The organism is Actinacidiphila sp. bgisy160, assembly GCF_965342435.1.
In the GTDB taxonomy this organism is placed as follows: Bacteria; Actinomycetota; Actinomycetes; order Streptomycetales; family Streptomycetaceae; genus Actinacidiphila.
Window position 1 is genome coordinate 1 of record NZ_CBDRCM010000071.1, and the last position, 26,254, is coordinate 26,254.

Consider the following 26,254-nt stretch of genomic DNA (forward strand, 5'->3'; position numbering starts at 1 on the left):
TCGCTCCCTTGGGGGCACGACAGGGCATCAGGAAGGCGGCCGCCAGCGCCGCGAGGAACGCGGCCGCGGCCATGAGCGCTGTCCACTGGGTCGCGGGCACGGTGCCCCCGTCGGCCGCGTACGAGAAGTACGCCGTGCCGAGCACCGCGACCCCGACCGAACCGCCCAGCTGCTGCACGGCGTTGAGGACGCCGGAGGCCGAGCCGGTCTCGCGCTCCTCGACGTCGGCGAGGGCGATGTCGAAGAACGGTGCCATCACCAGCCCCATCGCGAAGCCGTTCAGCAGGAGCGCGGGCAGCAGTTGCCAGGTGGTGGCCCCGTGGCCCGCAAGGTGCACGGTGAGCGCCAGGGCGGCGACGGCCGCCGCCGACAGCGCGAATCCGGCCTGGATGGTGCGCCGGCCGTACTTCGGGCCGAGAACGGCACCGGAGAGGATCGCGCCGGCGACCGTGCCGGCGGACCACGGGATCATCGACTCCCCGGCGTGCAGGGCGCTGTAGCCGAGCCCTACCTGCAGGTGCAGGGTGAGCACCAGCATCAACCCGCTGACCGCGGCGAAGAAGGCGACGCCCACCACGAGCGCGGCGGAGAAGCCGCGGTGGCGGAAGAGCCCGGGCTCGACGAGCGGGGAACCGCCCCGCGCCACCAGCCGCCGCTGGTACCAGGCGAACAGACCGAGCACCGGGACCGCGCCCGCCATCGACAGGTACGTCCACAGCGGCCAGCCCAGGTCACGGCCCTGGACCAGTGGGTGGACGAGCATGAGCACCCCGAGGCTGACCAGCGCCGACCCCGGCAGGTCCAGCCGCGGCGCGTGCGGCGACCGGCCCTCGGGCAGGATGCGCAGCGCGACGGCGAAGGCGACGACGCCGATCGGGACGTTGATCAGGAACACCGAACGCCAGCCGGAGCCGAACAGGTCCGCGTCGGTGAGGAAGCCGCCGAGCACCGGTCCGGCGACCGCGGCGAGCCCCATGACCGGCCCGAAGGCTCCGAAGGCCGCGCCCTGCTCCTTCGGCGGGAACATCTGCCGCAGGATGCCGAGACCCTGCGGCACCATCATCGCGGCGAACAGCCCCTGCGCCGCCCGGCCGCCGATCAGCATCCCCGCGGAGCCCGCGGCCGCGCACAGCGCGGAGCACACCGTGAACCCGGCGAGCCCGACGAGGAACATCCTGCGGCGGCCGACGATGTCACCGAGCCGGGCCCCGGTGATCATCAGCACGGAGAAGGCCAGCGTGTAGGCGGCGCTGATCCACTGGATCTGCGTGGAGCTGCCGCCGAAGTCCGCGCGGATCGAGGGCGAGGCGACGCCGACGATCGTGGCGTCGAGCAGATCCGTGATCTCGACGGCGAGGATCACGGCCAGCCCCAGCTTGCGCAGGGGATGGCCGGTGGCCGGGGAAGTCGGCGGGGAGAGGACTTGAGTGCTCATGGGAGGCCTCCATGGGGTCGGGCCGCAGCGGGGCGGGGCCGCGAACGAACGACGTTCGTTTTTGGCGAACAGTGTTCTAAAAGGCGAACGGCGTTCGTGTCAAGTACGCTGTCCGTGTTCCGCTCCCGGAGGTACGCAGCACGTGACATCGGTCCCCGTCCCGCCCTGGCGCGCCGAGCGCAAGAAGGCTCCCCGCCGCAGCCTCAGCCGCGAGGCGATCGTCACCGCGGCCCTGCACGTCGTCGACGCCGAGGGGCTCGACGCGCTGAGCATGCGCCGGGTCGCCCAGGAACTGGACACCGGCGCGGCATCCCTCTACGCGCACGTCGCGGGCAAGGAGGAGCTGCTCGAACTGCTCCTCGACCGCATCCAGGCAGACGTGACCCGCCCCGAGCCCGACCCTCAGCGGTGGCAGGAGCAGATCAAGGAGATGGCCCGGCAGGGCCGCCGCGTACTCGTCACCCACCGCGACCTGGCGCGCGCCGCCATCGGCCAGGGCATCCCCTTCGGCCCCAACGCGCTCCTCAACGCCGAGGCGATGCTCGCGGTCCTCAAGGCCGGCGGCCTGTCCGACCAGGTCTGCGCCTACGGCGTGGACGCCCTCGCGCTCTACGTCACCGCCACCGCGGTCGAGGAGAGCCTGCGCAGCCAGGGCTTCGGCGAGGCGGGCGTCACCCTCGACGAGCAGATCGCCCGTATCCGCGAGTACTTCGGCTCACTGCCCCCCGAGCGCTTCCCCCACATCACGGGCATGGTCGACGCCCTGATGCGCGACGAGGGCGACGAGCGCTTCGAGTTCGGCCTCGACCTCCTCGTCTCCGGCCTCGCCCGCCACGCCCCCGCCTGAGGCCGGGAGCGTCGTGATCGTGCGGCTCCGGCACGGCGGCAGCCCGTCCGCGGACCTGTGCCCCGCCCGCGGGCAGGGGAAGCCGTAGGCCGGCCCTCAGCGGGGTGTGCGGATCGCGAACACCCCGATCGTGGCCAGCATGAGGACGACCCAGGCGAACCACAGCCAGCCGTTGGGGCCGAGCGCCACCGTGTACGCGGTCACGGCGACCAAAGACGCCACCGTGCACGTGATCATCGCCTTCGCAGGTGTGGGCATCCGCGGCCTCCTCCCCAGGGGCCGCGGGGCGGCGGCCCGGACTCCATGGTCCCGCCGCCGCCCACCGTGCGCTACCAGTCGCCGTCGGTGACCTGACCCTCGTCCCCCAGCTGCTTCACCTGTCCCGGGTGCGGTGCCACCCACGGCGACTCGTCCTCGCCGAGCCAGTCGCCGACCGGCTTCACCTGGGTGAGCGCGTCGGGCGCCGCCAGATCCTCGGCGTCGGCGTCGTAGTAGTCGAACCAGGGCAGTCCGGCAGCGGTGTACGCGGCGCGGTTGACCGGGGAGGCAGGGGCCGGCTCGCCGGTGATGCGGCGCCATTCCGGCACCGTCGTGAGGTGGACGAAGACCCGGCCCGAGGGCTTCTCGCGCCAGTCGGAGGGCTTGCGGTCGTCGCGGTAGACCTCCTGCCGCATCCGGCCGCCCGCGCCCAGCCCCATGGAGACCGGGGACCTCCCCGCGCTCCTCGCCGGGCGGGCGGCGCCCCCGGGGGCCGGCGGCGGGGCGGCCGCGGGAGCGGCCATCGGCATCGCGCCCGGAGCGCCGCCGTAGCCGCCGAAGGCCGCGCGACGGGTGCTCTCCCGGCGCCGCTGCTCGGCCCGCCACGCGGCCAGCTGCTCCTCGCCGAGTTCGAACACCTGCAACTGCACCCCGCCCCAGACCTCCTCGCCGGTGACCTGGCCCTCGACGGTCGCACCCATGCCGAGCGGTACGGCCACGAACTGCCGGATCGTCCCGGAACCCGAGTTGATGCCGTCCAGCCACGGCTGACGCGGCAGCACCACGTAGTTCTGCGGGTCCTGCGACAGCCGGTCGCTCCACGGCCGCCCCGACACCGCGCACACCTTGCCGACGCCCACCTGGAGCACGGCCGGCGCCGAGGCCGAGAAGCTGAGCCACATGGCCTCGCGCTGGTAGACCGGCAGCATGACGCCGCCCCGGGCGAGCCACTGCTCGGGGGCGGTGTCCGGGAAGTCGGCGACCCGGCGCAGCGGGAAGGTGCCGATCCCGGGTGGGAGCGGATGCGTCCCCGTCTCCGGCAGCCGCAGCGTGCGTATGAAGCGCACCGTCACGCCGCCCGGCAACTGCAGCGCATCGCCCGATATCCGTACCTGGTCGCCCATCGCGGGCCTCCCTTCACGGCGGGCGGCCCCGTCAGCCGCGACCCCGTGCCTCCAAGGATGCCAAGTACGTGTTGTAGGCGGCCAGTTCCGCGTCGCCGTCACGGTCCGCCGCGCGGTCCGCGCGGCGCGCCTGGCGCTGCTCCGAGGTGTACCACTGGATGAGCAACGCCACCAGCACGATCACCGAGGGGATCTCGCTGAACGCCCAGGCGATGCCGCCGGCCGCGGTCTGGTCGCCGAGCGCGTCGATCCCCAGCGAGGTGGGCGGGTGCTTGAACGCGCCGATCATCGGCTCGCTCGCCATCATCAGGGCGATGCCGAAGAAGGCGTGGAACGGCATCCCGGCGAACAGCTCCAGGATGCGCAGGACGTAGCCCGGCCGGTTCGGTCCCGGGTCCACACCCATGATCGGCCAGAAGAACACCAGGCCCACGGCGAGGAAATGGACCATCATCGCGACGTGCCCGGCCCGGCTGCCCATCAGAGTGTCGAACAGCGGGGTGAAGTAGAGCCCGTACAGGCTGGCGATGAACAGCGGGATGGTGAACGCCGGATGCGTGATCACCCGCATGTAGCGGCTGTGCAGCAGCGCCACCACCAGCTCCCGCGGGCCCTTGCGGCCGCGCCCCGCCGCCGGCAGCGCCCGCAGGGTCAGGGTCACCGGCGCGCCCAGCAGCAGGAGAATGGGGGAGACCATGCTGACGACCATGTGCTGCACCATGTGGACGCTGAACATGACCATGCCGTAGTCGTTCAGCGCCGTGCACATCACCGATGCGATGGAGAGCACACCGGCGATGAAGGCGACGCTCCGCCCGGCCTGCCATCGGTCGCCGCGCCGCCGCAGTCGTACGACCCCCCAGCCGTAGAGCACGAGCGCGAGCAGGCAGCCGGCCAGGAAGACCGGATCCCCGCTGAACTCGAGCCCCCGTCCAAGGGTGAACGGCGGGAGCTCCGTCGTCATCCCGTGTCCGCCGTGGTCCATCCGTCACTCTCCTGTCGCGTCTGCCGCACGCACCGCGCCGTCGGCAATGTGCCGGTTGGGGCGGGTGCGCCCGCACCAGACTAGAACCGCCCCCGGGCGCGCTCGCGACCGGGGGCGGTTCGAGAAGGTGATCAGTGCGTCACAGCACGCACTCGGCCTCGACGTAGCGCTCGGCCGGGACCGTCTTGAGGTGCTCCACGGCGTGGGCCAGGGGCACCAGCGTGATGTCGGTGCCGCGCAGCGCCGTCATCATGCCGAAGTCGCCGTTGTGCGCGGCCTCGACCGCGTGCCAGCCGAAGCGCGTGGCCAGCACCCGGTCGTAGGCGGTGGGGGTGCCGCCGCGCTGCACATGGCCGAGGATGACCGGGCGGGCCTCCTTCCCCAGCCGCTCCTCCAGCTCGATCGAGAGCCGGGTGGCGATGCCGGTGAAGCGCTCATGGCCGTAGACGTCCTTGACGCCCGACTCGAACTCCATCGTGCCCTCGCGCGGCTTCGCGCCCTCGGAGACCACGACGATCGCGAACTTCTTGCCCGCGGAGAAGCGCTCGCGGACCCGCTCGGTCAGGTCCCCGATGTCGAAGGGGCGCTCCGGCACGACGATGGCGTGCGCGCCGGCCGCCATGCCGGAGTGCAGCGCGATCCAGCCGGTGTGGCGGCCCATGACCTCGACGATGAGCACGCGCTGGTGCGACTCGGCGGTGGTCTTCAGACGGTCCAGCGCCTCGGTGGCCACCGTCACGGCGGTGTCGAAGCCGAAGGTGACGTCGGTGGAGGCGATGTCGTTGTCGATGGTCTTGGGCACGCCCACGATCGGCAGGCCGTTGTCGGACAGCAGCCGGGCGGCCTTGAGGGTGCCCTCACCGCCGATCGGGATGATCGCGTCCAGACCCAGGTCGGCGACGTGGCCCTTGGCCCGCTCCACCCCGCCCCGCAGGTGCTCGGGGCGCACCCGGGAGGAGCCGAGGATGGTGCCGCCGCGGGCGAGGATGCCGCCGACCGCGTCGAGGTCGAGCTTGCGGTAGTCGCACTCCAGGAGGCCCTTCCACCCGTCGTGGAAGCCTATGACCTCGTCCCCGTGGTCGACGACCGCGCGGTGCACGACCGACCGGATGACGGCGTTGAGCCCGGGGCAGTCGCCGCCGCTCGTCAGCACACCAATACGCATTTGCTCGTTACTCCTGAATGATCGATCCGGGCGCCGGACCTCGTCGTCCGGATGGACCCGCGGCGACGCGCACCGCTGGTGCCTACGTTATCGAGCCGGGCGCGGGCGGCGGAAACGCCGCCCGCAGTGCGGACACCACCCGGCCCCGGCCCCGTCGTCCCCCGGTCCGGCCCGCGACGGTGCGGGCCTCAGGCGGGCTGCGTCGCCGCCGCGATGCGCTCCGCGCGCAGCGCCTCGTACCACTGGTCGTCGACCGGCGGCAGCGCCCTGACGTCCATCGCCAGTTTGATCAGCATGTCCGCGATCTGCGGGTTGCGGGCCATGACGGGGCCGTGCATGTAGGTGCCGAAGACGGTCTCGTTGTACGCGCCCTCGGTCCCGTCGCCGGTGCCGTTGCCGTTGCCGAACCGGGTGCGGGCCAGCGGGCGGGCCCGCTTGCCGACGTGCGTGACGCCCTGGTGGTTCTCGAAGCCGGTCAGCGGGGGCAGGCCGAGCTCGGGGTCGATGTCGGCCAGCACGTCGCCGACGCAGCGCGCGCCCTCGCCGCGGACGCTCACGACGTCCAGCAGGCCCAGGCCGGGCTCGGGGCGGCCGAGGTCGTTGACGAACTCGTGGCCGATGATCTGGTACCCGGCGCACACCGAGAAGACGATCGCACCGTTGTCCACCGCGCGGTTCAGCCCGCCGTCGCGGCGCAGCCGCTCGGCGGCCAGCCGCTGCGGACGGTCCTCGCCGCCGCCGATGAGGTAGATGTCGCCCGAGGTCGGGATCGGCTGGTCGGACCGTACGTCGATCCGGGTGACCGGCACCCGCCGCTGGCGGGCCCGGCGCTCGGTGACCAGGACGTTGCCCTGGTCACCGTAGGTGCTCAGCAGGTCGGGATAGACCCACACCAGACGCAGGCTGGAGTCGCTCACAGCGTGTTCTCCTGTCGAAACGGGTCTTCGGTCAGTTGCCGACGCGGCGGCGGAGGTCCTGGAAGGCGGTGTAGTTGGCGATGGCCTCGATCCGGCCGGCCGGCGAGGTGCGCACGGCCTCGTCGAAGTCCCGGCACACCTGGAAGTCCAGGCCCGCGACCTCCAGGCGGACCGCGAGGTCCAGCTTGCGGTCGCCGATGACGCGGATCGGGTGCCCCGCCAGGCGGGTGTAGTCCACGTCCCAGAGCCAGGAGGTGTCCGTGCCGTCCGCGGACCGGGCGTTGACGGACAGGATCACCGGGGTGGGCGGGCCGTCGATCAGCGAGAAGGTCTCCAGCCAGCCGGCGGGGTTCTTCGCCAGCAGCAGCCGGACGTCGCGGTCCTGGAAATGGACCACGTCGTAGCGGCCGGCGACGGCCTGCACGTTGTACATCCGCTCCAGGGCGACCTTGGGGTCGACCCCGAAGGCGGCCGCCGCGGCGGCCGACACGGCGGCGTTGGACTTGTTCGCACGGCCGGGCAGCTGGAGCTGGATCGGCCAGGCGGAGCCGTACGGGTCGATCACGTGGTCCCCGGACAGTGCCCAAGTGGGCGTCGGGCGGCGGAAACCGCACTCGCCGCAGAACCAGTCCTCGGCCGGCCGCTGCAGGACACCGCCGCACGAGGGGCAGGACCAGGCGTCGTCCTTCCACTCCTGGCCCGCCGCGACCCAGACGACGGTCGGGCAGGACGAGGCAGCCCAAGTGATCAGCGGGTCGTCGGCGTTGGCGATGATGATGGCGTCCGAGCCCGCCAGGCCCTCGCGCCACTTCTCGGCGAGCATGCGGGTCTCGGCGGCGCGGTCCAGTTGGTCGCGGGAGAGGTTGAGCAGGGCGATGGCCTTGGGCTTGACGTCACGGGCCACGCCGGCCAGGTACTTCTCGTCGACCTCGATCACGCCGTAGCGCGCCTCGGAGCCGCCGGCGAGCGCCGAGGTGATGCCGGCCGGCATGTTGGCGCCCAGGGCGTTGGAGACGACCTCGCCGTTGGCGCGCAGCGCCTCGGCGAGCAGCCGCGTCGTGGTGGTCTTGCCGTTGGTGGCCGAAACGAGCACGACGTCGAGATGGGTCGCCAGCCGGGCCAGCAGATCAGGGTCGAGTTTCAGCGCCACCCGGCCGCCGATCACCGATCCACTGCCGCGCCCCGCCGCTCGCGACACCGCCGCCGCGGCCTTGCCCGCCGTCACGGCCAGCTTCGCCCGCGGCGACAGTGGCTCTGCGTTGCCTGCCATCGTCTCCACATCCTCCTCGCGTCCGGCCCCGCTCACCTCCCCGGCGGTCGGCCGTGGTGCTCGCACCGGGCCGTTGCACCGGCCGGAAGGCATCGGTCGCCGATCAGCCTATCCACTTCCCCCACCGGCGCTGAAACGAGCCGCCCCCGTACGCTGACCGGCATGCGACACGCCCCCATCCCCGGCAGCTCCGGAACCGTCCGCCCGATGCGGTTGCTGGGTGATCCCGGGCTCCGGGAACCCTGCCGTGACGTGACCGTCTTCGATGCCGAACTCGCCTGCCTCGTCGAGGACTTGTTCGCAACGATGTACGCGCACGACGGGGTGGGCCTGGCCGCCAACCAGGTCGGGGTGCCCTTGCGGGTGTTCGTCTTCGACTGCCCGGACGACGAGGACGTCCGGCACCTCGGATACGTGGTCAATCCCCGCGTCGTGCACAACGACGGGGTCGTGGTGACCGGTGACGAGGGCTGTCTGTCGCTGCCGGGCGTGCACGCGGGCACCGCCCGGCACGACGAGACGGTGGTCGAGGGCGTCGACGTGGACGGCGCGCCGGTGCGCGTGGAGGGCACCGGCTTCTTCGCGCGCTGCCTCCAGCACGAGTGCGACCACCTCGGTGGCGGCCTGTTCGTGGACCGGCTGACGGGTCTGCGCCGCCGCCGCGCGCTGCGCGCGGTGCGCCGGGCCCCCTGGGCGCCCGGCGACAGGCCTTAGGCCGTGTTCTCGGATGCCCTATCCCAGCCTTCGGCCGGGGGTGGCACGCTGCGTTGCCGAATCCTCCGAGCAGCCCTCTACGAGGACGACTCCCCGCCTTGCGACGCACCGCGCCTGGGCCCCTCCCAGCGGTGGCCGGGGGAGCTCATCCGACGACACGGCCTGGCTAGAGGCGGGGGGCGCCCGGGCGGTCTCCCACCGCGGCGAGACGGCCCCAGAGCAGGTCGGCGAGGTGGCGGACGAGGACGTCGCGGGCGACGGGCCGCTCGCCCAGCCACCAGTCCCCGGCCGCGTGCATCATGCCGACGATGCCGTGCCCCCACACCCGGGCCGCGACCTGGCCCTCCGGGCCGAGGTCGAGCCGCTCGGCGATGACGTCGGCCAGTTCCTCGCCCATGCGGCGCAGCACGGGGGCGGAGTGGCGGCCGATGTCGAAACCGCGGTCGGAGTCCGCGGGGCTCTCGGCGGGGTGCATCAGGAAGCGGTAGACCTGCGGCCGGGCCTCGATGGCCACGAGATAGGCGTCGAGGGTGGCCTCCACGCGGTCGCGGCGCTCGTTGGGCGCGTCGAGGGCGGCGCGCAGGTTGGCGAGCAGGGCGTCGGTGTGCCGTTTGGCCAGGGCTCGGTAAAGCCCGCTCTTGTCGCCGAAGTGACGGTACAGAATGGGCTTGGTGATGCCCGCCTCGGCGGCGATGGCGTTCATGGACGCCTCGGGGCCGTCCCGCAGCACGACGCGGTCCGCGGCCTCGAGGAGCTCCCTGCGCCGCTCCTCCGCCGCGGATGCCGTTCGCCGCTCCTGCCGCTGGCTGGTGTCCACCCGAGCCTCCCCGCCCGTTCGAATTTCCTCGCGCCTGCGCAACGTAACACCCCTCGTCCGGTTGACATCCCTTACCGGCCGGTAACACACTGGGGGTTACCGCAAGTAACAAGCACGTGGAGGGGACGATGGGCGACTTCTCGCTCGAGCTCAACGACGACCAGAAAGCGGTGCGCGACTGGATCCACGGCTTCGCGGCCGACGTCATGCGCCCGGCGGCGGCGGAGTGGGACGAGCGCGAGGAGACCCCCTGGCCGGTGATCCAGGAGGCCGCGAAGATCGGACTCTACTCGCTCGACTTCTACGCCCAGCAGTACTTCGACCCGACCGGCCTCGGCATCCCGATCGCCATGGAGGAGCTCTTCTGGGGCGACGCGGGAATCGGCCTGTCGATCGTCGGCACCGGCCTGGCTGCCGTCGGCGTCCTGGCCAACGGAACCGAGGAGCAGATCGGCACCTGGATCCCCCAGATGTACGGCGACGTCAACGACGTCAAGGTGGCCGCCTTCTGCTCCTCCGAGCCCGACGCCGGCTCCGACGTCGGCTCGATGCGCACCACCGCCGTGTACGACGAGGCCAAGGACGAGTGGGTGCTGAGCGGCACCAAGACCTGGGCGACCAACGGCGGCATCGCAGGCGTCCACGTCGTCGTCGCCGTCGTCGACCCCGAGCTCGGCTCGAAGGGCCACGCCTCCTTCATCGTGCCGCCGAACACCCCCGGCCTCTCCCAGGGACAGAAGTTCAAGAAGCACGGCATCCGCGCCTCGCACACCGCCGAGGTCGTTCTCGACGCCGTCCGGGTCCCGGGCAGCTGCCTGCTCGGCGGCAAGGAGAAGCTCGACGAGCGCCTCGCCCGGGCCCGCGAGCGGGCCAGGGGCGGCGAGCGGGTGAAGAACGCCGCCATGGCCACGTTCGAGGCCTCCCGCCCGGCCGTGGGCGCGATGGCGGTGGGCACGGCCCGCGCCGCGTACGAGGTCGCCCTCGACTACGCCATGACCCGCACCCAGTTCGGCCGCCCCATCATCGACAACCAGGGCGTCGCCTTCCAGCTGGCCGACATGCGCACGCAGATCGACGCGGCGCGGCTGCTGGTCTGGCGCGCCTCCTGGATGGCGATCTCGGGCAAGCCGTTCACCTCGGCCGAGGGCTCGATGTCCAAGCTCTACGCCAGCGAGACGGCGAAGAAGGTCACCGCCCAGGCCGTCCAGATCCTCGGCGGCAACGGCTTCACCCGCGAGTACCCCGTGGAGCGCATGCACCGCGACGCGGCCATCTACACCATCTTCGAGGGCACGAGCGAGATCCAGCGCCTGGTCATCGCCCGCACCCTGTCGGGCATGCCGATCCGCTGACCGCCCGGCGCACACCCGCCCCGGGCGGCGGCCGCGGGGTCGCCGCCCGTGCGGCACGTCCGGCCTGCTGACGCCGTACAGCCGCAGTGCGGTGCGGCTGGTGCCGGCCGATCCGTCCATACCGCCGGCGATCGGTACGAGGCTGCCGACCGGCGAGCGGGACGTGGACCGGATGCTCACCGGTCCGCGCGTCGCCCGCGCGGTGGTGGCCGCGGCGGCGCCGGAGGGCGAAGCCCTTCGGCCCGGTCAGGCGCGCCCCCGTCGCGGCGCGCCGGCCGGCCCCATGCCGAGAGCATCAGCGGGTGCGGGGGACGGCACCACCTCGGCCGTGGCCCGTGCGGTCGACGCCGTCGGGGTCGTACGCCCCCACGCAAACGGCCCGCGGCGCCGAAAGGAGCCGCCGCGCCCCGCCCGCACGGCAGCCCCGTGACGCCGCCCGCCGGAGGCGTCAGCGGCGGCGGGAGGGGCGGGTGCGAGGCCGGGGGCGGAGGGCGGCCTCGAGGTCATCAAGGGTCTCCACGAGCAGTTCCGCGCTGCGGCGGACGATGCGGTCGGCGTCCGAGGGAGGCCACGCGTCGAGCGTGGCGCGGACGGAGGCGAAGTCCGGGGGGCGCCGATCGCGGACCGCGGTCGCGGCGTCCGCCGTGGCCGTGCGCAGGTGCCGGGCGAAGGGCGCGGCGTCCGGGACCGGGGCGGCGTCGGGCGCCGGGAGGTGGGCTTCCATCAGCATGGGGACGCGGCCCATGGCCGACAGTGCCGCATCGGCGCCGTCGGCGGCGCGGCGGGACAGGCCGCGCCCCCGGACGGGCTCGGCGTCGGCGCGGGCGACCGCCTGGTCCCAGGCGAGCGCGGCCGCCCGGGCGTCGAGCAGCGCCGCGCGCACCGCCTCGCGGCTGCCCCGGGCGGGGGCGGCGTGGGCCTCCACCGCGGCGGCGGCGTACCGCCCGGTGGCCTTGACACGGTCGGCCAGCCGGTTCCGCAGCCGCGGGGTCTCCCAGGCCGGGAAGAGCGCGTACGCGGCCATCGCCAGCACCCCGCCGAGCAGCGTGAGGAGCACACGGTCGGGCACCGTCTGCGTCCAGCTGGCGCCGGCCATGCCGAGCAGGAAGACCACGTACGCCGACGCGGCCACCTGGGAGACCAGATAACCGGTGCGCATCAGCCCGTACATCAGGGCGACGGACACCACCGCCAGCACGGCGCAGGGGTACGGCCCCGGGGCGAGGGACTTCATCACGGCGGTCGCCACGGTGACGCCCGCGAGGGTGCCGATGAAGCGGGCCACGCTGCGGCCGTACGTCTGGGAGAAGTCGGGCCGCATCACCAGCACCGAGGTCAGCGGCGCCCAGTAGCCGTGACCGAGCGGCAGGGCCGCGCCGAGGGCGTAGCCCGCGGGGGTGACGGCGGCCAGCCGGACGGCGTGCCGGAAGACGGGGGAGTCGAACCGGGCCTCGCGCCGCACGGTGCGCACGGTGAGCGGCAGGAGTTCTGCCACGCTGGGGCGGCGCAGGTGGGCGGTGTCGGTGCTCACCGAGCCGCCGCGGCCGGTTGCGGAGGAGACCGCCTCGCTGAGCAGCGCGACGAGCCGCAGCGCGGTGCGCCGGGCGGGCCCGGTCAGCTGCTCCTCCGGGGCGGGGTCGACGAGCACCACGGAGTCCGCCTCCGGCGGTACGCGCACCGGCTGGGCCTCCCGCACCGCGTGCGCCACCGCGTCCAGCACGGAGGCCGCCGCGGCCAGCAGCTCGCGGGCCCGGTCGCGCTCCGGCCCCTCGGCGGCGGCGCCTACCGCGGGATCGGCCAGCGAGGCCAGGACGGGGCGGATGCGCTCGGCCAGCACCCGTTTGCCGCGCAGCGCCGCCGGGCGCCGCCGCGCCTGCCGGTCGGTGATGACGGCGGCGCTGCGCGCGGTCATCAGCGGCTGGGGGTCGAACGGCGCCACCGGGTCGTGCCGCAGCCGGCGCGCGTAGTCCGCCTCCGCCGCGAAGGCGTCGGCCAGCGCGTCGCGCTGCCGGCCCCAGCGGCGTACCGGGAACAGCAGGATCAGCGCCGCCTGCACGACCCCGCCCGCCGCGATGACCAGGGCGTGGCCGAAGGCGCTCAGCACGGACGTCGGCAGGGTGATCACGACCAGCATGACCGCGATGGTGAGGGAGGCGACGATGCCCGCGGTGGGCCCCAGCGCCCAGGCCATGCCCGCAAGGAACGCCCAGACCGCCAGCAGCGTCACGAACACCGACCAGCGCGCCCCCGCCAGGTAGCCCAGGAAGGTGCTGACGGCGAGACCGGCGCCGGCGACCAGCGCCAGCACCGGCCGGGGCCGCCAACTGCGCTGGAAGGTGGCCATGCCGGAGGCGAAGGCGCCGAAGGCCGAGGAGGCGGCGACCGCGGGGCCGGCCAGCCACAGCGAGAGGCCGATGACGACGGCGACGCCCGCGGCGGCGCGCAGCGCGACGAGCGGTTCCAGCCCGGCGCGTTCGATCCGCAGCCCCTCGCGGGCACTGCGGCGCAGGGCGCGCAACCAGGTCATGAGGCCGAGGATAGGACGGGTAGGACGGGGAGGGCCGGGTAAGCGCAGCGCAAGATCCGTTCCGGCGAGTCCGAGGAGGCAGAACGTCATGACCGCCCCAGCACGCCGCGCCACGGTACCGCCTGTGCCGCCCGCCCCGAGCCCGGTGCCGCCCTTCCCGCCGGACCCTGTTCCGCCCGCCCCGCATCCCGTGCCCGGTCCGACCCCCGACCCCGTGCCCGTACCACCCCCGCAGCCGGAGCCCGGCCCCGAACCCCAGCCCGAGCCGCAACCGCTGTAGGGCCTGGTCACGGCTCTGCTCCGGGCGATCCCTGTCCCGGTGGGCGGCACGTCCGGTCCAGCCGGTGCCATGGCCGGTCTCACTGACACCGCGACAGGTCGCAGCGACCTCGAGCCGTTCTGGCCGTCCAGGCAGGAGTACCGGTTCGACCGGGAGCGCTGCCGCGCGGTCCCCGCGCGGACCCCGGCCCGCAGCTGACGCCGTCCCCCGGTCGCCGCCCGCTGCGGGCCTCCCGGCGGTCCCGCGCAATACGTCGTCCGACGACCCTTCGCGCGAGAGCCGGGACCTGCGGGTCCTCCAGCACCAGCACCCAGTCGATGCCCCTGCCCGCCGCGGGCCGTCAGCACCTGCACGCCGTCCGCACCGGTGACGTCCCGCCGGTACCGGACTTCCTGCCGCCGGCGCGACCTGGCTGCCCGCCCCCGGCCACCTGATGCCCACCGGTGTGGGCGGGCCGCCGATGGCCGGCCACCTCGTCCTCGTGCCCGTCGAGGGGCAGGCGCCGCCCGCGTCCCCGGCAACCGCCGAGCTGCCGGTCACCATCGACGCCGATCGCCCGGGTGCGGGGCCGCGCCTCCGACCTGACCTACCCGGAGTTCGAGCTGCTCGCCCACTTGGTGGCGCACCCGCACCGCGTGCACGCCCGCGGCCAGTTCCGTCAGCACGGTCCGGGGTACGGGCACGTCGGCGGCGGGCGTGCCGCCGACGTCCACATCGCCCGGCTGCGGCGCAAGCTCGGCCCCGAACGCCGGGCCGGCATCGTCACCGTGCGCCGGGTCGGCCACAAGTACGCGCCGCCGGCGGCCCGCTGAGCGGTACGGCCGGACTCAGGAGGGGGCCGGGCGGCCGCCGGGAGCGACCGCGGAACCGGCGGAAACCCGGCTCTCCCACGGGTCCCGTCAGGAGCATGTCCCCCCACCGGACTATGGGTACGCTGTTCCCGTTCCGGTGCGGCTCGGCGCAGCGGGGAGCAGGTCCGGAGGGCGTGATGGCTGAGTCTGCGGAGTGGGCGCCGCCTGCGCCCGCGACGGTCGCCTGGCCGGCTTCCGCCGCCGCCCACATGTCGCTCAACGACGTCGGCGGCTTCGACTGGGACCTCGACCGCGACCGCATGCACCTCGACGAGCACGCCCTGCGCACCGTCGACCTGCACCCGCAGGACTTCGACGGCGACCCGAAGGCGCTCTTCTCCCGCCTGGCGCCCGACGAGGCCACCGACGTCACCCGGACGATCACCCACGCCCTCGGCGAGGGCCACTCCTCCTTCCGCGCCTTCAGCCGGCTCACCCGGCGCGACGGCCGCCGCGGCTGGATCCGCTTCCAGGGCCGCATCGTCCGCGACGGCACCGGCCGGGCGAACCGGGTGATAGGCATCGTCAGCGACGCCACCGACGAACTCGCCCAGGCCGCCGAGTGCCTGCGCGCGGACGAGGACCGCCCGACCGAGAGCGACCTGGTCATGGAGGTCACCGCGTCGCTGGCCCGGGCGGTGACCGTGCGCGACGTGACCGCGGCGCTCACCGGCAACCGCAGGATGGACCGGCTCGGCATCGCCAGCCTCTTCCTCGGCCAGGTCGAGGCCGGCCGGGTCCACGTGGTGAGCGACGCCAACGCCGACAGCTGGGTGCCGTCGCTGCAGTACACCCGGATCGAGGACGAGTTCCCGATGAGCGAGGTGGTACGGACCCTCGTCCCGCGCTTCATCACCTCCGGCGAGGAGTTCGCCCGGCGCTACCCCAAGCTGTGGCCGCACATCGAGCCGCTCGGCGCTTCCGCCGCCGCGTACCTCCCCCTGATCGCCCAGGGCGAGCCCATCGGCGCCCTGGGCCTGCTGTACCGGCACAAGCAGGGCTTCTCCCCGCAGGAGCGCCACCTGCTGATCGCGCTCAGCGGCAGCATCGCGCAGAGCCTGCAGCGGGCCATCCTCTTCGATCAGGAGCACGACATCGCCCAGGGCCTGCAGACCGCGATGCTGCCCCGCACCATCCCGCACGTTCCGGGTACCGAGATCGCGGTGCGCTACCGCTCCGCCCGGCTGGCCAGGGACATCGGGGGCGACTGGTACGACGTCGTGGCGATGCCCGGCGGCCGGGTCGCCGTCATCATCGGCGACGTCCAGGGCCACGACACCCACGCCACGGCCGTCATGGGCCAGTTGCGGATCGCGTTGCGCGCCTACGCCGGCGAGGGCCACCCGCCCGCCAGCGTCATGGCGCGGGCCTCGGCCTTCCTGTACGAGCTGGACACCGACCGCTTCGCCACCTGTCTGTACGCCCAGGTCGACCCGGCCACCGGGTCCGCCCTGCTGGTGCGGGCCGGCCACATCGACCCGCTGGTCCGGCAGGCCGACGGCACCGTCCGCGTGCTGCCCACCGCAGGCGGCCTGCCACTCGGCCTGTCCGCCCAGTTCGGCAGGCCCGACTACCCGGTCACCCCCGCCGAACTCGGGCCCGGCGACACCCTCCTGATGTTCAGTGACGGGCTGGTCGAGCGGCCCGGCGCCGATCTGGACGTCGGCGTGCGGCGGCTGTCCGGGGCGCTGCGCGAGGGCCCGCGCGAGGTCGCGGACCTCGCCGACCACCTCACCGGCGTCATGGGGGAAGAGGCCACCGACGACGACATGGCCCTGCTGCTGCTCCGGCGCGAGAGCGACGCCTTTCCGCACCCGCCGCACCGGCTGCACCGGCACATCGCCCCCGGCGATCCCAAGGCGCTCTCCGAGGCCCGGGCGATGGTCCGTGAGGCGATGGCGGGCTGGGGCCTGCGCGACCGGGTCGATGAGGCGGAACTCGCCGCCGGCGAACTGATCACCAACGCGCTGGTGCACACCGACGGCGGCGCCGTGCTCACCCTGCGCATGCTCCCCGGCTCCTCCCTGGCCCACGCCACACCGGACGCCACCCGGCGGCTGCGCATCGAGGTCCACGACCTCGCGGCGAACTGGCCGCGGCGCCGCCGGCCCGGCGAGCGCGAGGTGTCCGGACGCGGTCTGCTGCTGGTCGACGGACTGGCCGACGCGTGGGGTGTGGAGCCGCACGGTTCGGGCAAGGCAGTCTGGTGCGAATTCCGCGACCGCAGGAGCGGTACGGAGCCCACCCGGCACTGACCGCGAGGGTCCGCGCACACTGCGTTCGCGCCGGTCACGCACCCTGGATTCACCCGGACGGCTCACTCGCCACGACACTCCGCCCGTTTGGACGCAGGCTGTCGGTGAGGAGCCAAGAAGCCACTCTGCTCACATGCTGGCCGCGCCGGCACCGGGGAGGTCTGCGATGCCGACGGTGTCTACGAGCGTGATCGTCACCCGTACCGTGGAAGAGGTCTTCGACTTCCTTGCCGACGCCCGCAACCTGGCGTCGTGGAACTCCGGTATCGCCGCCGTCGCGGCGGATGCCGTACCCCCAGGCGAGCGGGCCGTCTACCGCTACCACTATCCGGGCCGCCACCGGGAGCACCGGCTGGTCTGCTCGGTCTACCAGCCCTGCCGGCGGATCGCCTACCGCGGCCGGCGGATGTGGAGCCCGCTGGGCACCCAGACACCCGAGTTCGCGTTCCGGATGCTGCCGCACTCGCGGGGCGCGTTCGTACAGCTCCAGGTCACCTGCCGGCTCGGCGGAGGCATGCTGCTGCTGGGCCCTTTCCTGGGCTGGGCCTGGCGCCGCGATCTCCCGGAGGACGCGCGCCGGCTGCGCGAGGCACTGGGCGACCACAGCATGACGCCGCCGCCCCCGCTGCCGCTGCCGCCACCACCCGCGCCGGCCGCGGGACCGCTCCGGACGGCCCGGGCCCGGGCGCCGGCACCGGCGGGTGCCGTCCCCGCGCCACCGGCCAGGGGTCTGCGCCGTGCGATGGCCCGTGTAGCAGGTCAGGGCCGGATCGGCACGGGCAGCTGACGGATCCGGTGGAATCCCGGCCGCCGGGCCGGTTCGCTGACAGGCTGGACGCCGTACGTGCCCCCCGCACCACAGCACAGAGAGGAACCGCAGATGGCGGAGCAGGCCCGCATCGGCGTCACCGGACTCGCGGTCATGGGCCGCAACCTGGCCCGGAACCTCGCGCGGCACGGCCATCCCGTGGCCTTGTACAACCGCACCCCGGCCAGGACGCGCTCCCTGGTGGAGGAGTTCGGCGGCGAGGGCGAGTTCCATCCGGCGGAGTCCCTCAAGGAGTTCGTCGACTCACTCGAACGGCCCAGGCGCATCATCATCATGGTCAAGGCCGGCGCCCCCACCGACGCCGTGATCGACGAACTGGTGCCGCTGCTGGAGCCCGGCGACATGGTCGTCGACGGCGGCAACGCCGACTACCGCGACACCCGGCGCCGGGAGAAGGCGCTGCGCGACCAGGGTCTGCACTTCGTCGGCACCGGGATCTCCGGTGGCGAGGAGGGCGCCCTCAACGGTCCCTCGATCATGCCGGGCGGCTCGGCGGAGTCCTACGAGTCCCTCGGCCCGATCCTCGAGGACATCGCCGCCAAGGTCGACGGGGTGCCCTGCTGCACCCACGTCGGCCCGGACGGCGCCGGACACTTCGTCAAGATGGTCCACAACGGCATCGAGTACTCCGACATGCAGCTCATCGCCGAGGCCTACGACCTGCTGCGGCACGCCGCGGGCAAGCGGCCGGGCGAGGTCGCGGAGATCTTCCGCACCTGGAACTCCGGCCGCCTGGAGTCGTACCTCGTCGAGATCACCGCGGAGGTGCTGGCGCACACGGACGCCGACACGGGCAAGCCGTTCGTCGACGTGGTGCTGGACCAGGCCGGCCAGAAGGGCACCGGCAGCTGGACGGTGCAGAACGCCCTGGAGTTCGGCGTCCCCGTCTCCGGCATCGCCGAGGCGGTCTTCGCGCGCTCGCTGTCCGGCAGCGCGGAGCTGCGGGCCACCTCGCACGGTCTGCCCGGACCGGCGGAGACCTGGCTGGACAGCGCGGCGGGCGACCGCTTCGCCGACGACGTCGAGCAGGCGCTGTACTCCTCGAAGATCGTCGCCTACGCCCAGGGGTTCAACCTGATCCAGGCGGGCAGCAAGGAGTTCGGCTGGGACATCGACGCGGGCTCGATGGCGACGATCTGGCGCGGCGGCTGCATCATCCGGGCGCGCTTCCTCAACCGCATCAAGGAGGCGTTCGACTCCGAGCCGGGCCGCCCCACCCTGCTGACGGACGCGCACTTCGCCGAGGCCCTCGGCAACGCGCAGGCGGCATGGCGGCGAGTCGTCTCCACGGCGGCGCAGCTCGGCGTCCCCGCGCCCGGGTTCTCGGCGGCCCTCGCGTACTACGACGCCCTGCGGGCGGAGCGGCTGCCCGCCGCCCTCATCCAGGGGCAGCGCGACTTCTTCGGCGCCCACACCTACAAGCGGGTGGACAAGCCCGGCTCCTTCCACACGCTGTGGGGTGGTGACCGCTCGGAGCACTCCGCCGGCTGACGCCCTCCGGCGCGTGGGCCCGGCCGCGGCCGGGTCTACGCGGCGGCCGGCGGGGTGATCGGCTGCTCCGCCCACACCGTCTTGCCCGTCTCCGTGTAGCGGGTGCCCTGGGCGTCGGTGAGCTGGGCGACGATGGACAGCCCCCGCCCGTCCTGGTCACTGGGCGCGGCGTGGCGCGGGAGCGGGGCGGCGCTGCAGGAGTCCGACACCTCGCAGACCAGCATCCGGTCGCGGATGAGGCGCAGCCGGATCGGCCCCGTGGAGTACCGGATGGCGTTGGTGACGAGTTCGCTGACGACCAGGGTGGTGGTGAAGGCCAGCTCCGGCAGCTTCCATTCGGTCAGCAGCCGGTCCGTCCAGGCCCGTGCGTCCGCCACCGCCGCGGGCTCGTTGGGCACCTCGCGGGTGGCGACGTCACCGGTGTCCAGGGCGCGGGTCCGGGCGGCGAGGAGCACCGGGTCCGTGCCGGGCGCGGCGGTGCGCAGGACGCCGTCGAGCACCGTCGCCGGGGTCGCGGCGGACGCGTCGGCGGCGGGCAGCACACGCAGCCCGGTGACCTGTTCGGCGGCCTGCGAACCGGCGGGGAGCTCGTCCGTGCCGCAGCTCAGCAGCAGCACGCTGCCGGGCGGCACGTCGCACTCGGTGACCGCGAGCCCGCCGGGGAGGGGCGCGTCCGCCTCCACCGTCTCCTGGGTCGTCTGGGGCTGGGCGGGGGCCGCGGCGGGGTGGCCGCCGCACGCCACCGTGCAGTGGCAGGCCACCGGGTCGTAGACGACGATCAGGCAGGTGTCGGCCTCGTCGCCGACGGGGGTCGCGGTGGGCCGGTGGAGCCGGGAGATGACCTCGCCGGGGCTCATGTCGAGCAGTACCAGCGCCCGGACCGCGGCCTTGAGCTGGCTCATCGCGGTCGCAGCGGAGACGCCCTGCCCGCGTACCGAACCCGTCACCAGCGCCACCCGGGCGCTGGGCAGCGGGATGACGTCCACCCAGGCTCCGGGGGCCGCGGACGGCGGCAGGTGTCCCCGGGGGTCCTCGATCGCGGTGAGCTCCGGGCCCTGCGGCGCCAGCAGGGCCTCCTGCAGGATCCGCCCGGCGGCGTTCCGGACCAGGCGCCGGCGGGCACCGTCGAGCAGCCGGGCGGCCCTGCGGGCCAGGCGGCCGGCCGCCACCAGGTCGGCCCGGGAGAACGCGGGCGAGCCCGTCGTCCGGTAGAAGGCCGCGACCCCGAGGACGACACCGGCGACGTCCAGCGGCACCACGAGCAGGGAGTGCGTGCCGGTGATCCGCAGCAACGGGGCGCGCACCGGGTCACGGGTGAGCCACCCCGTCTGCGGGCGGAGGTTCAGCACCAGGCGGGGGCGCAGATCGATCAGCGTCGCGTGGTACGGCGTCCTGGCCGGCAGGCTGCTGATCTCGCCGACCTCGTAGGCGCGCGGGATCGCGGCGCCCAGGGCCGCCCGGAAGGCCCCCCGGCGGAAGGCGAGCCCGGTGGCGGGCAGCCCGGAGATGGCCGCCTGCTCCGAGACGGTGGCGTCCGACACCTCGACGGCGGCGAAGTCGGCCATGGTCGGCACGGCGGAATCCACGAGCTGCTGGGCTGCGTCGTAGGACCACGGCCGGTCCACAGGGCCGTCCTGGGGCTGGAGGGTGGCACAAAGCATGACGGTGGCCTCGGGTGAGGTATGGGGTCGGTCGGCGGTTGGTAGGCATTTCAAACACCTGGCTTCGAGCCTGCCTCTCCGCCCCGGCGAACGCATCCCCGTCGATCCGCAGAGGTCATCGGCGTTTCCCCGCACATGTGACTGCGGGTTTCCCGCAGGACGGGCGACGCGGGCTGCCCGCCGCGCGCGCCGGATCTACCGTGTGTGGTATGGACGTCCTCAGCCGCCCCGACGGCAGGCAGTCGCACCCGGCCATCACGGTCGTACTCGCCGACGACCATCTCGTGGTGCGTGCGGGTATGCGGCTGCTGATGGCCGCCGACCCCGCCTTCGAGATCGTCGCCGAGACGTCCACCGTCCCCGAGACCCTGGACGCCGTCCGGCGCCACCACCCGCGCGTGCTGGTCCTGGACCTGACCATGTCCGGCAGGTCCAGCCTGCCGACGATCCCCGCGCTGCTGACCGAGTCGCCCCGGACGCGCATCCTGGTGCTCACCATGCAGGAGGACCCGGCGTTCGCCCGGGAGGCGCTGCGCACGGGAGCGGCCGGCTACCTGCTGAAGGAGGCCGCCGCCGAGGAACTGCTCGCCGCGGCCCACCATGTCGCCGGCGGCGCCACCTACGTGCAGCCCTCGCTGGGGGCGCGACTGGCCGTCGAGGACCTGGACCTGGCGGAACGGCACCACGAGGAGCCGCTCACCGACCGGGAGGCGCAGGTGCTGACGCTGCTGGCCCTGGGGCACACCAACCAGGAGATCGCCCGGCGTCTGTTCGTCTCCATACGGACCGTTGAGACCCACCGGTCGAGGCTGCGGGACAAGCTCGGCAAGGAGAGCCGGGCCGAGCTGATCGCCGCGGCCAGAGAGCGCGGGCTGGTGGCATGACGCCGTCCGGCCCTGGAAGGACCGGGACGCGCCTGGCCCTCGAGGGTCTGGGCACCGCCCTCCTGGCGGCGGCGACCGTCATGGAGGTCACGGACCGTTCGCAACGCTGGGAGCTCGGCCTCGCGCTGGCCGCCGCCGCCTGCTATCTGCCGCTCACGCCCCTGGTGGCGCCGCGGCAGCGGGTGTGGCTGGTGGTGGCCATCGCCTTCGCGCTGATGCTGACGGTCGCCGGCACGGTCCGCGTCGCCCAGCAGCCCTCGCTGAACGTGCTGCACGTGCTGCCGCTGCTGCTGGTCGCCTACGCCCTCTACGCCGTCCGTTCCTCGGCGCGCCGGGAGGCCGGCCTGCGCCGGGAGCGCGTCAGGGCGCGGCACGACGGCGAGGAGCGCGAGCGCCGTCGCTGGGCGCGCGAGCTGCACGACGACACCCTGCAGGAACTGGGCGCGGTCCAGGTGGTGCTGTCCTCCGCCGCGGCGGACGGACGGCCGGAGGCCATGCGGGAGGCCATCGAGCAGGCACGCGGCCTGGTCGGCAACCAGATCGCCTCGCTGCGGCACCTGATCGTCGACCTGCGCCCTGTGGTCCTGGACGAACTGGGACTGCGGCCGGCCCTGCAGGCGCTGTGCCGGCGCTCCTTCGAGACGTACGGCGTCCGCACCGAGTTGCGGCTCGGCGCGAACGCGGACACCGTCGGCGGCCGGCTCACCGCCGAGACGCAGGCGCAGATGTACCGGATCGTCCAGGAGGCGATCAACAACGCGGTGAAGCACGCCGAGCCGACCCGCGTCGTGGTCAGCCTGGAGAGCGACCAGCGGTTCGTGTACGTGTCGATCTCCGACAACGGGCACGGCATGCCCCCGGCGACCACCACGGGCCGCGGCACCTTCCGCGCCACCGAGCCCACGTCGGCGCAGACCCGGGGCATGGGCCTGTCCGCGATGCGCGAGCGCGCCGAGCTCATCGACGCCCGGCTCACCGTCCGCAGCGCCCCGGGCGAGGGCACGACCGTCGACCTGCGGGTGCCGTGCGGGCCGAGCAAGGTCACCGGCGAGGAGTGAGCGCGGCCCGCCTGCGCGGGCGCGGACCCCGACCGGCAGTATGGTGGCGTGCGACTGACGCCTGTGACCTGGGAACGACTGACCGAGGCCGTCGCGGACCGCGTGCTGGAGCTGACGCCGGACGACGGGGGCGAGCGCCCGAGGGTCGCGATCGACGGGGCGCCGGCCGCGCGTCCGGACGCGCTGGCGCAGGCGCTGGCGGAGGCGCTGCGACTGAGGGGCCGGCCGGTCGTACGGGTGCGGGCGGAGACCTACTGGCGGCCCGCCTCGCAGCGCTACGAACTGGGGCGCCAGGATTCCGACGCCTACTACGAGCGCTGGCTGGACACCGGGGCGTTGTGGCGGGAGGTCTTCGACCCGCTCGCGCCCGGGGGCACCGGGCGGGTGCTGCCCTCGTTGTGGGACCCGGCGACCGATCGCGCGACGCGGGCCGCCTACGAGGAACTGCCGCCCGGGGGCGTGCTGTTGCTGGAGGGCGCACTCCTGCAGGGCTACGGCTTTCCCTTCGACCTCAGTGTCCATCTGCGGATGTCGGGGGCGGCCCTGGCCCGCCGCACGCCGGAGGACGAGCGCTGGACGCTCCCGGCGTACGCCCGCTACGAGCAGGAGGCGGCACCCGGCGAGACCGCGGACGTCCTGGTGCACACCGACGACCCGCGGCACCCGGCCTGGACCGGGTGACCCGGCGGCCCTTGCCCCACCCCGCCGCGACCGTTAGCGTCGCGGACCACCATGACTGTCGCCATCGCTCCGCTGACCACCGAGCACGCCCCCGAGGCAGCGGCCCTCCTCGACCGCTGGTACACCAGGGCCCGCAAGGCGCTGCCCCACCAGTCGGGCCGGACCACCGCGCCGCCGGCGGGCGAGGAACTGCTGGGCAGGATCCTGGCCGACCCGCAGGTGGAGGCCGTCCTCGCCCGGGGCGGCGACGGGGCGCTCACCGGCTACCTCGCCGCGACCCCGCTCGACCTCGCGGACGACGACCGGGCGGCGCTTCGCGCGCACCCGCGTTCGGCGCTCGTCTCCTACGGCGGGCACGCGCTGCGCGGCGGCCGGGACGGGGTGCGGGAGGACGTGCTGCGCGGGCTGTACGCGGCCGTGGCCGCGCGCCTGGTCGCGGAGCGCCGGCCGGTGCACTATGTGGACCTGCCGGCCGACGAGGCGATCGCCTCGGCCTGGTTCCGCACCGGCTTCGGCCTGGAACGGGTCCGGGGCCTGATGGCGGTGCGCCCGCGCGGGCGGCAGCCGCGCGGTGTGGACGCGCTGTCGGTGCGCCGGGCGGGGCCCGGCGACCTGGACCGGATCGGGCGGATGGCGGTCGAGGCGGCGCGCGCGGACCGCGGTACGGCGGTCTTCCGGCCGCAGCCCGAGGGGGCGTTGGCCAGACTGCGGACGCACTACGCGGACGCCCTGGCCGACGCGCGCTGCGGGGCGTGGGTCGCCGCCCGCCGCGGGGAGGAGATCGGCATGGTGGTGCTGACGCCGGCGGTGCCGGGCCCGGTCGTACCCGACGGATGCGTGGAACTGGCCGAGGCGTACGTGACGCAGGCCGCGCGGGGCGAGGGCATCAGCCGGGTGCTGCTCGCGACGGCGCTGGCGTGGGCGTACGACAACGGCCACCGGCACATCACGGCCAGCTGGCCGGCGGGTTCGCCGGTGTCGGCGGGACACTGGCCGGCGGTGGGCTTCAGGCCGGTGGCCTACCGGCTGCAGCGGGTGCTGGACCCGCGGATGTGCGGGACACCACAACGTTGACAGGTTTGCGTGGCGCGGAGCACTCCTCCTTCACTGTTAAACTAATTCCAGAACGTCCGGCGGACCCATGGAGCGTCCGCGGCGAACTCCCTGACTGCCCCGGCCAGATCCCCCCGTCCTGGCCGGGGCTTTCCCTTGTTCTTGGTCTTGACGTGACCGCGCGGAGTGCCCGCCCGGTCCCGCCCGCCCCTGCCCTCCCGTACGGCGTCGGCGCCTCGCTTCGGGTTCCGTCGTGAGGCGCCATTGCCATGGCGGATCGTCAGTTTCCGGGCCGCCGCCCGCCACCTGCCGCCGCCCGGGGTCGGGGGGCGGCGGTCAGGGGGTCACGGGGTCAGGGCGTGAGCGTCCACTTCTGGTTGGCGCCGCCGGTGCAGGTCCACAGTTGGAGCCGGGTGCCGTTGGCGGAGTTGTTGCCGGTGACGTCCACGCACTTGTCGGCCTGCGGGTTGACGATGTCGCGCGCACCGGTGAGGACCCACTTCTGGTTGGTGCTGCCGGCGCAGTCCCACAGCTGCAGCTGGGAGCCGTCGGCTGTGCCGAAGTCCTTGACGTCCAGGCACTTGCCCAGGGCGCGCAGGGTGCCGTCGGAGGCGGCGGTCCACTGCTGGGCGGCGGTGCCGTTGCAGTCGTAGAGCTGGACGGGGGTGCCGTTGGCCGGATTGGCCCCGGCGACGTCGACGCACTTGCCGGCCAGCCCCGTGATGCGGCCGGTCGTACCGCCCCCGCCCCCGCCGCTGTCGGAGGTGGTGACGCGGACGTAGTCCACGACCAGTTGCTGCGGGAAGGCGGTGCTGCCGTCGGGGTCGCCCGGCCAGTAGCCGCCCACCGCGAGATTGAGGATGACGAAGAACGGCTTGTTGAACACCCACTGGCGTCCGCCGAGGTCGGCCGGGGTGCGCCGCTGGTAGACGGTGCCGTCGACGGACCAGCTGATGGAGTCCGGGCTCCAGTCGATGGCGAAGGTGTGGAACGCGTCGGCGAAGGCCTGGCCGCCCGGCAGGGAGTAGCCGGCCCCGATGCCGCCGGAGCCGAAGTAGCCCGGGCCGTGGATCGTGCCGTGGACGGTGCCGGGCTCGAAGCCGACGTTCTCCATGATGTCGATCTCGCCGCTGGCGGGCCAGCCGACGTCGCCGATGTCGTTGCCCAGCATCCAGAACGCGGGCCACATGCCCTGGCCCCGCGGGACCTTCATCCGGGTCTCGACGTGGCCGTAGGTGGTGGTGAAGTGGCCCGCGGTGTTGAGCCGGGCGGAGGTGTACTGGCAACTGCCGTACCAGCACTGGTAGCCCGCGGGGTTCTCCTTGCGGGCGGTGATGACGAGGTGGCCCTGGCCGTCGAGGGCCGCGTTGCGGTTCCCGGCTGTGTAGTACTGCCGCTCGTGGTTGTTGACGTTGTCGCCGGTCTCGATCTGCCACTTGCCGCCGTCGACGGCGCTGCCGGCCGGACCGTCGAACTCGTCGGCGAAGGTGGTGACGGCGGCGGTGGCGGCGGGGGCCGCGGAAAGGGGGCGGTCGGCGGGACCGGCGGTGGTGAGGGCGGCGAGGGCGAGGAGGCCGGCGGCGCCGGCGGCGAGCAGGCCGCGGGCGCGCGGGAGCCGGCGCGGGCGGAGGTGTGGGCGGGGGTGTGGGGGGAGTGCCTTCACAGGGACGCTGCCTTTCGGTGCGGTCGTGGGGGCGGCGGACGGAGGCCGGGTGCTCAAGACATGCACCTGACATTGCTTGAAGCCTCGTGCGTGGGGGCACGGGATTCTCGTCCGCCTTTGTTCAAGGCTTAGTTCAC

Annotated in this window: 21 protein-coding genes and 1 pseudogene; 11 read left to right on the forward strand and 11 right to left on the reverse strand. The window is 73.9% G+C overall.

What is annotated here, in order from left to right; all coding sequences use genetic code 11:
• Positions 1-1,435, reverse strand: a 1,435-nt coding sequence (locus ACRWNP_RS33450) for an MFS transporter (protein ID WP_431968143.1), incomplete at its 3' end; no start/stop codon positions are given.
• A gap of 142 nt (positions 1,436-1,577) precedes the next feature.
• On the opposite strand from ACRWNP_RS33450, the gene ACRWNP_RS33455 reads away from it, so the two are divergent.
• Positions 1,578-2,282 (forward strand): TetR/AcrR family transcriptional regulator, encoded by a 705-nt coding sequence (locus ACRWNP_RS33455; RefSeq protein WP_431968145.1) that lies wholly within the window; start codon positions 1,578-1,580, stop codon positions 2,280-2,282.
• Positions 2,283-2,378: 96 nt separating this feature from the next.
• Here the strand turns inward: ACRWNP_RS33455 and ACRWNP_RS33460 are convergent, their stop codons facing one another.
• From ACRWNP_RS33460 to ACRWNP_RS33485, 6 genes are all read right to left on the reverse strand, one after another.
• Entirely contained in the window at positions 2,379-2,540 is a 162-nt protein-coding gene (locus ACRWNP_RS33460; protein WP_431968147.1) for a hypothetical protein, read from the reverse strand.
• A 71-nt stretch (positions 2,541-2,611) separates the two neighbouring features.
• Positions 2,612-3,664, reverse strand: a complete 1,053-nt coding sequence (locus ACRWNP_RS33465; protein WP_431968149.1) for a hypothetical protein — start codon at positions 3,662-3,664, stop codon at positions 2,612-2,614.
• Between the two features lie 31 nt (positions 3,665-3,695).
• The gene (locus tag ACRWNP_RS33470; protein ID WP_431968151.1) at positions 3,696-4,649 is read right to left on the reverse strand and encodes a cytochrome c oxidase assembly protein; all 954 of its coding nucleotides are present in this window, start codon (positions 4,647-4,649) and stop codon (positions 3,696-3,698) included.
• Between the two features lie 139 nt (positions 4,650-4,788).
• Positions 4,789-5,814, reverse strand: a complete 1,026-nt coding sequence (locus tag ACRWNP_RS33475) for a 6-phosphofructokinase (protein WP_431968153.1) — start codon at positions 5,812-5,814, stop codon at positions 4,789-4,791.
• Positions 5,815-6,002: 188 nt separating this feature from the next.
• Positions 6,003-6,731 carry a type 1 glutamine amidotransferase gene (locus ACRWNP_RS33480; protein WP_431968155.1) on the reverse strand — a complete coding sequence of 243 codons (729 nt, stop codon included), beginning with the start codon at positions 6,729-6,731 and terminating at the stop codon, positions 6,003-6,005.
• A gap of 31 nt (positions 6,732-6,762) precedes the next feature.
• Entirely contained in the window at positions 6,763-8,001 is a 1,239-nt protein-coding gene (locus ACRWNP_RS33485; RefSeq protein ID WP_431968157.1) for a MurT ligase domain-containing protein, read from the reverse strand.
• Between the two features lie 162 nt (positions 8,002-8,163).
• Between ACRWNP_RS33485 and def the strand changes: the two genes are divergently transcribed.
• Entirely contained in the window at positions 8,164-8,715 is a 552-nt protein-coding gene (def, locus tag ACRWNP_RS33490) for a peptide deformylase (RefSeq protein WP_431968159.1), read from the forward strand.
• A gap of 166 nt (positions 8,716-8,881) precedes the next feature.
• Here def and ACRWNP_RS33495 read toward each other — a convergent pair whose 3' ends face one another.
• Positions 8,882-9,532 (reverse strand): TetR family transcriptional regulator, encoded by a 651-nt coding sequence (locus ACRWNP_RS33495; protein ID WP_431968161.1) that lies wholly within the window; start codon positions 9,530-9,532, stop codon positions 8,882-8,884.
• Positions 9,533-9,660: 128 nt separating this feature from the next.
• Here ACRWNP_RS33495 and ACRWNP_RS33500 point away from each other — a divergent pair, with 128 nt between their 5' ends.
• Positions 9,661-10,884, forward strand: coding sequence for an acyl-CoA dehydrogenase family protein (locus ACRWNP_RS33500; protein ID WP_431968163.1), 1,224 nt, complete (start codon positions 9,661-9,663; stop codon positions 10,882-10,884).
• Between the two features lie 448 nt (positions 10,885-11,332).
• Here ACRWNP_RS33500 and ACRWNP_RS33505 read toward each other — a convergent pair whose 3' ends face one another.
• On the reverse strand, positions 11,333-13,411 hold the full coding sequence (locus ACRWNP_RS33505; RefSeq protein WP_431968165.1) for an FUSC family protein: 2,079 nt from the start codon (positions 13,409-13,411) through the stop codon (positions 11,333-11,335).
• A gap of 597 nt (positions 13,412-14,008) precedes the next feature.
• Between ACRWNP_RS33505 and ACRWNP_RS33510 the strand changes: the two are divergent.
• The 4 genes and pseudogenes from ACRWNP_RS33510 (at position 14,009) to gndA (ending at position 19,117) form a co-directional block, all read left to right on the forward strand.
• A pseudogene (locus ACRWNP_RS33510) lies at positions 14,009-14,503 on the forward strand (winged helix-turn-helix domain-containing protein).
• A gap of 176 nt (positions 14,504-14,679) precedes the next feature.
• A complete protein-coding gene (locus ACRWNP_RS33515) occupies positions 14,680-16,797 on the forward strand; it encodes a SpoIIE family protein phosphatase (protein WP_431968167.1) in 2,118 nt (705 codons plus the stop codon).
• Between the two features lie 166 nt (positions 16,798-16,963).
• A complete protein-coding gene (locus ACRWNP_RS33520) occupies positions 16,964-17,584 on the forward strand; it encodes an SRPBCC family protein (protein ID WP_431968169.1) in 621 nt (206 codons plus the stop codon).
• 93 nt (positions 17,585-17,677) lie between these two features.
• Positions 17,678-19,117, forward strand: coding sequence for an NADP-dependent phosphogluconate dehydrogenase (gene gndA / locus ACRWNP_RS33525; protein ID WP_431968171.1), 1,440 nt, complete (start codon positions 17,678-17,680; stop codon positions 19,115-19,117).
• Between the two features lie 35 nt (positions 19,118-19,152).
• Here gndA and ACRWNP_RS33530 read toward each other — a convergent pair whose 3' ends face one another.
• A complete protein-coding gene (locus ACRWNP_RS33530) occupies positions 19,153-20,742 on the reverse strand; it encodes an ATP-binding SpoIIE family protein phosphatase (protein ID WP_431968173.1) in 1,590 nt (529 codons plus the stop codon).
• 245 nt (positions 20,743-20,987) lie between these two features.
• Here ACRWNP_RS33530 and ACRWNP_RS33535 point away from each other — a divergent pair, with 245 nt between their 5' ends.
• The 4 genes from ACRWNP_RS33535 to ACRWNP_RS33550 are packed head-to-tail and all read left to right on the forward strand — an operon-like array spanning position 20,988 to position 24,475.
• On the forward strand, positions 20,988-21,662 hold the full coding sequence (locus tag ACRWNP_RS33535) for a response regulator (protein ID WP_431968175.1): 675 nt from the start codon (positions 20,988-20,990) through the stop codon (positions 21,660-21,662).
• A complete protein-coding gene (locus ACRWNP_RS33540) occupies positions 21,659-22,720 on the forward strand; it encodes a sensor histidine kinase (protein WP_431968177.1) in 1,062 nt (353 codons plus the stop codon). Before ACRWNP_RS33535 ends, ACRWNP_RS33540 begins: the two co-directional genes overlap by 4 nt.
• A 48-nt stretch (positions 22,721-22,768) precedes the next feature.
• On the forward strand, positions 22,769-23,401 hold the full coding sequence (locus tag ACRWNP_RS33545) for a uridine kinase (protein WP_431968179.1): 633 nt from the start codon (positions 22,769-22,771) through the stop codon (positions 23,399-23,401).
• Between the two features lie 51 nt (positions 23,402-23,452).
• Positions 23,453-24,475 carry an N-acetyltransferase family protein gene (locus ACRWNP_RS33550; RefSeq protein WP_431968181.1) on the forward strand — a complete coding sequence of 341 codons (1,023 nt, stop codon included), beginning with the start codon at positions 23,453-23,455 and terminating at the stop codon, positions 24,473-24,475.
• A 331-nt stretch (positions 24,476-24,806) separates the two neighbouring features.
• Here the strand turns inward: ACRWNP_RS33550 and ACRWNP_RS33555 are convergent, their stop codons facing one another.
• Complete coding sequence (locus tag ACRWNP_RS33555; protein WP_431968183.1) at positions 24,807-26,117, reverse strand: RICIN domain-containing protein; 1,311 nt, start codon at positions 26,115-26,117, stop codon at positions 24,807-24,809.
• Positions 26,118-26,254 lie beyond the last annotated feature (137 nt).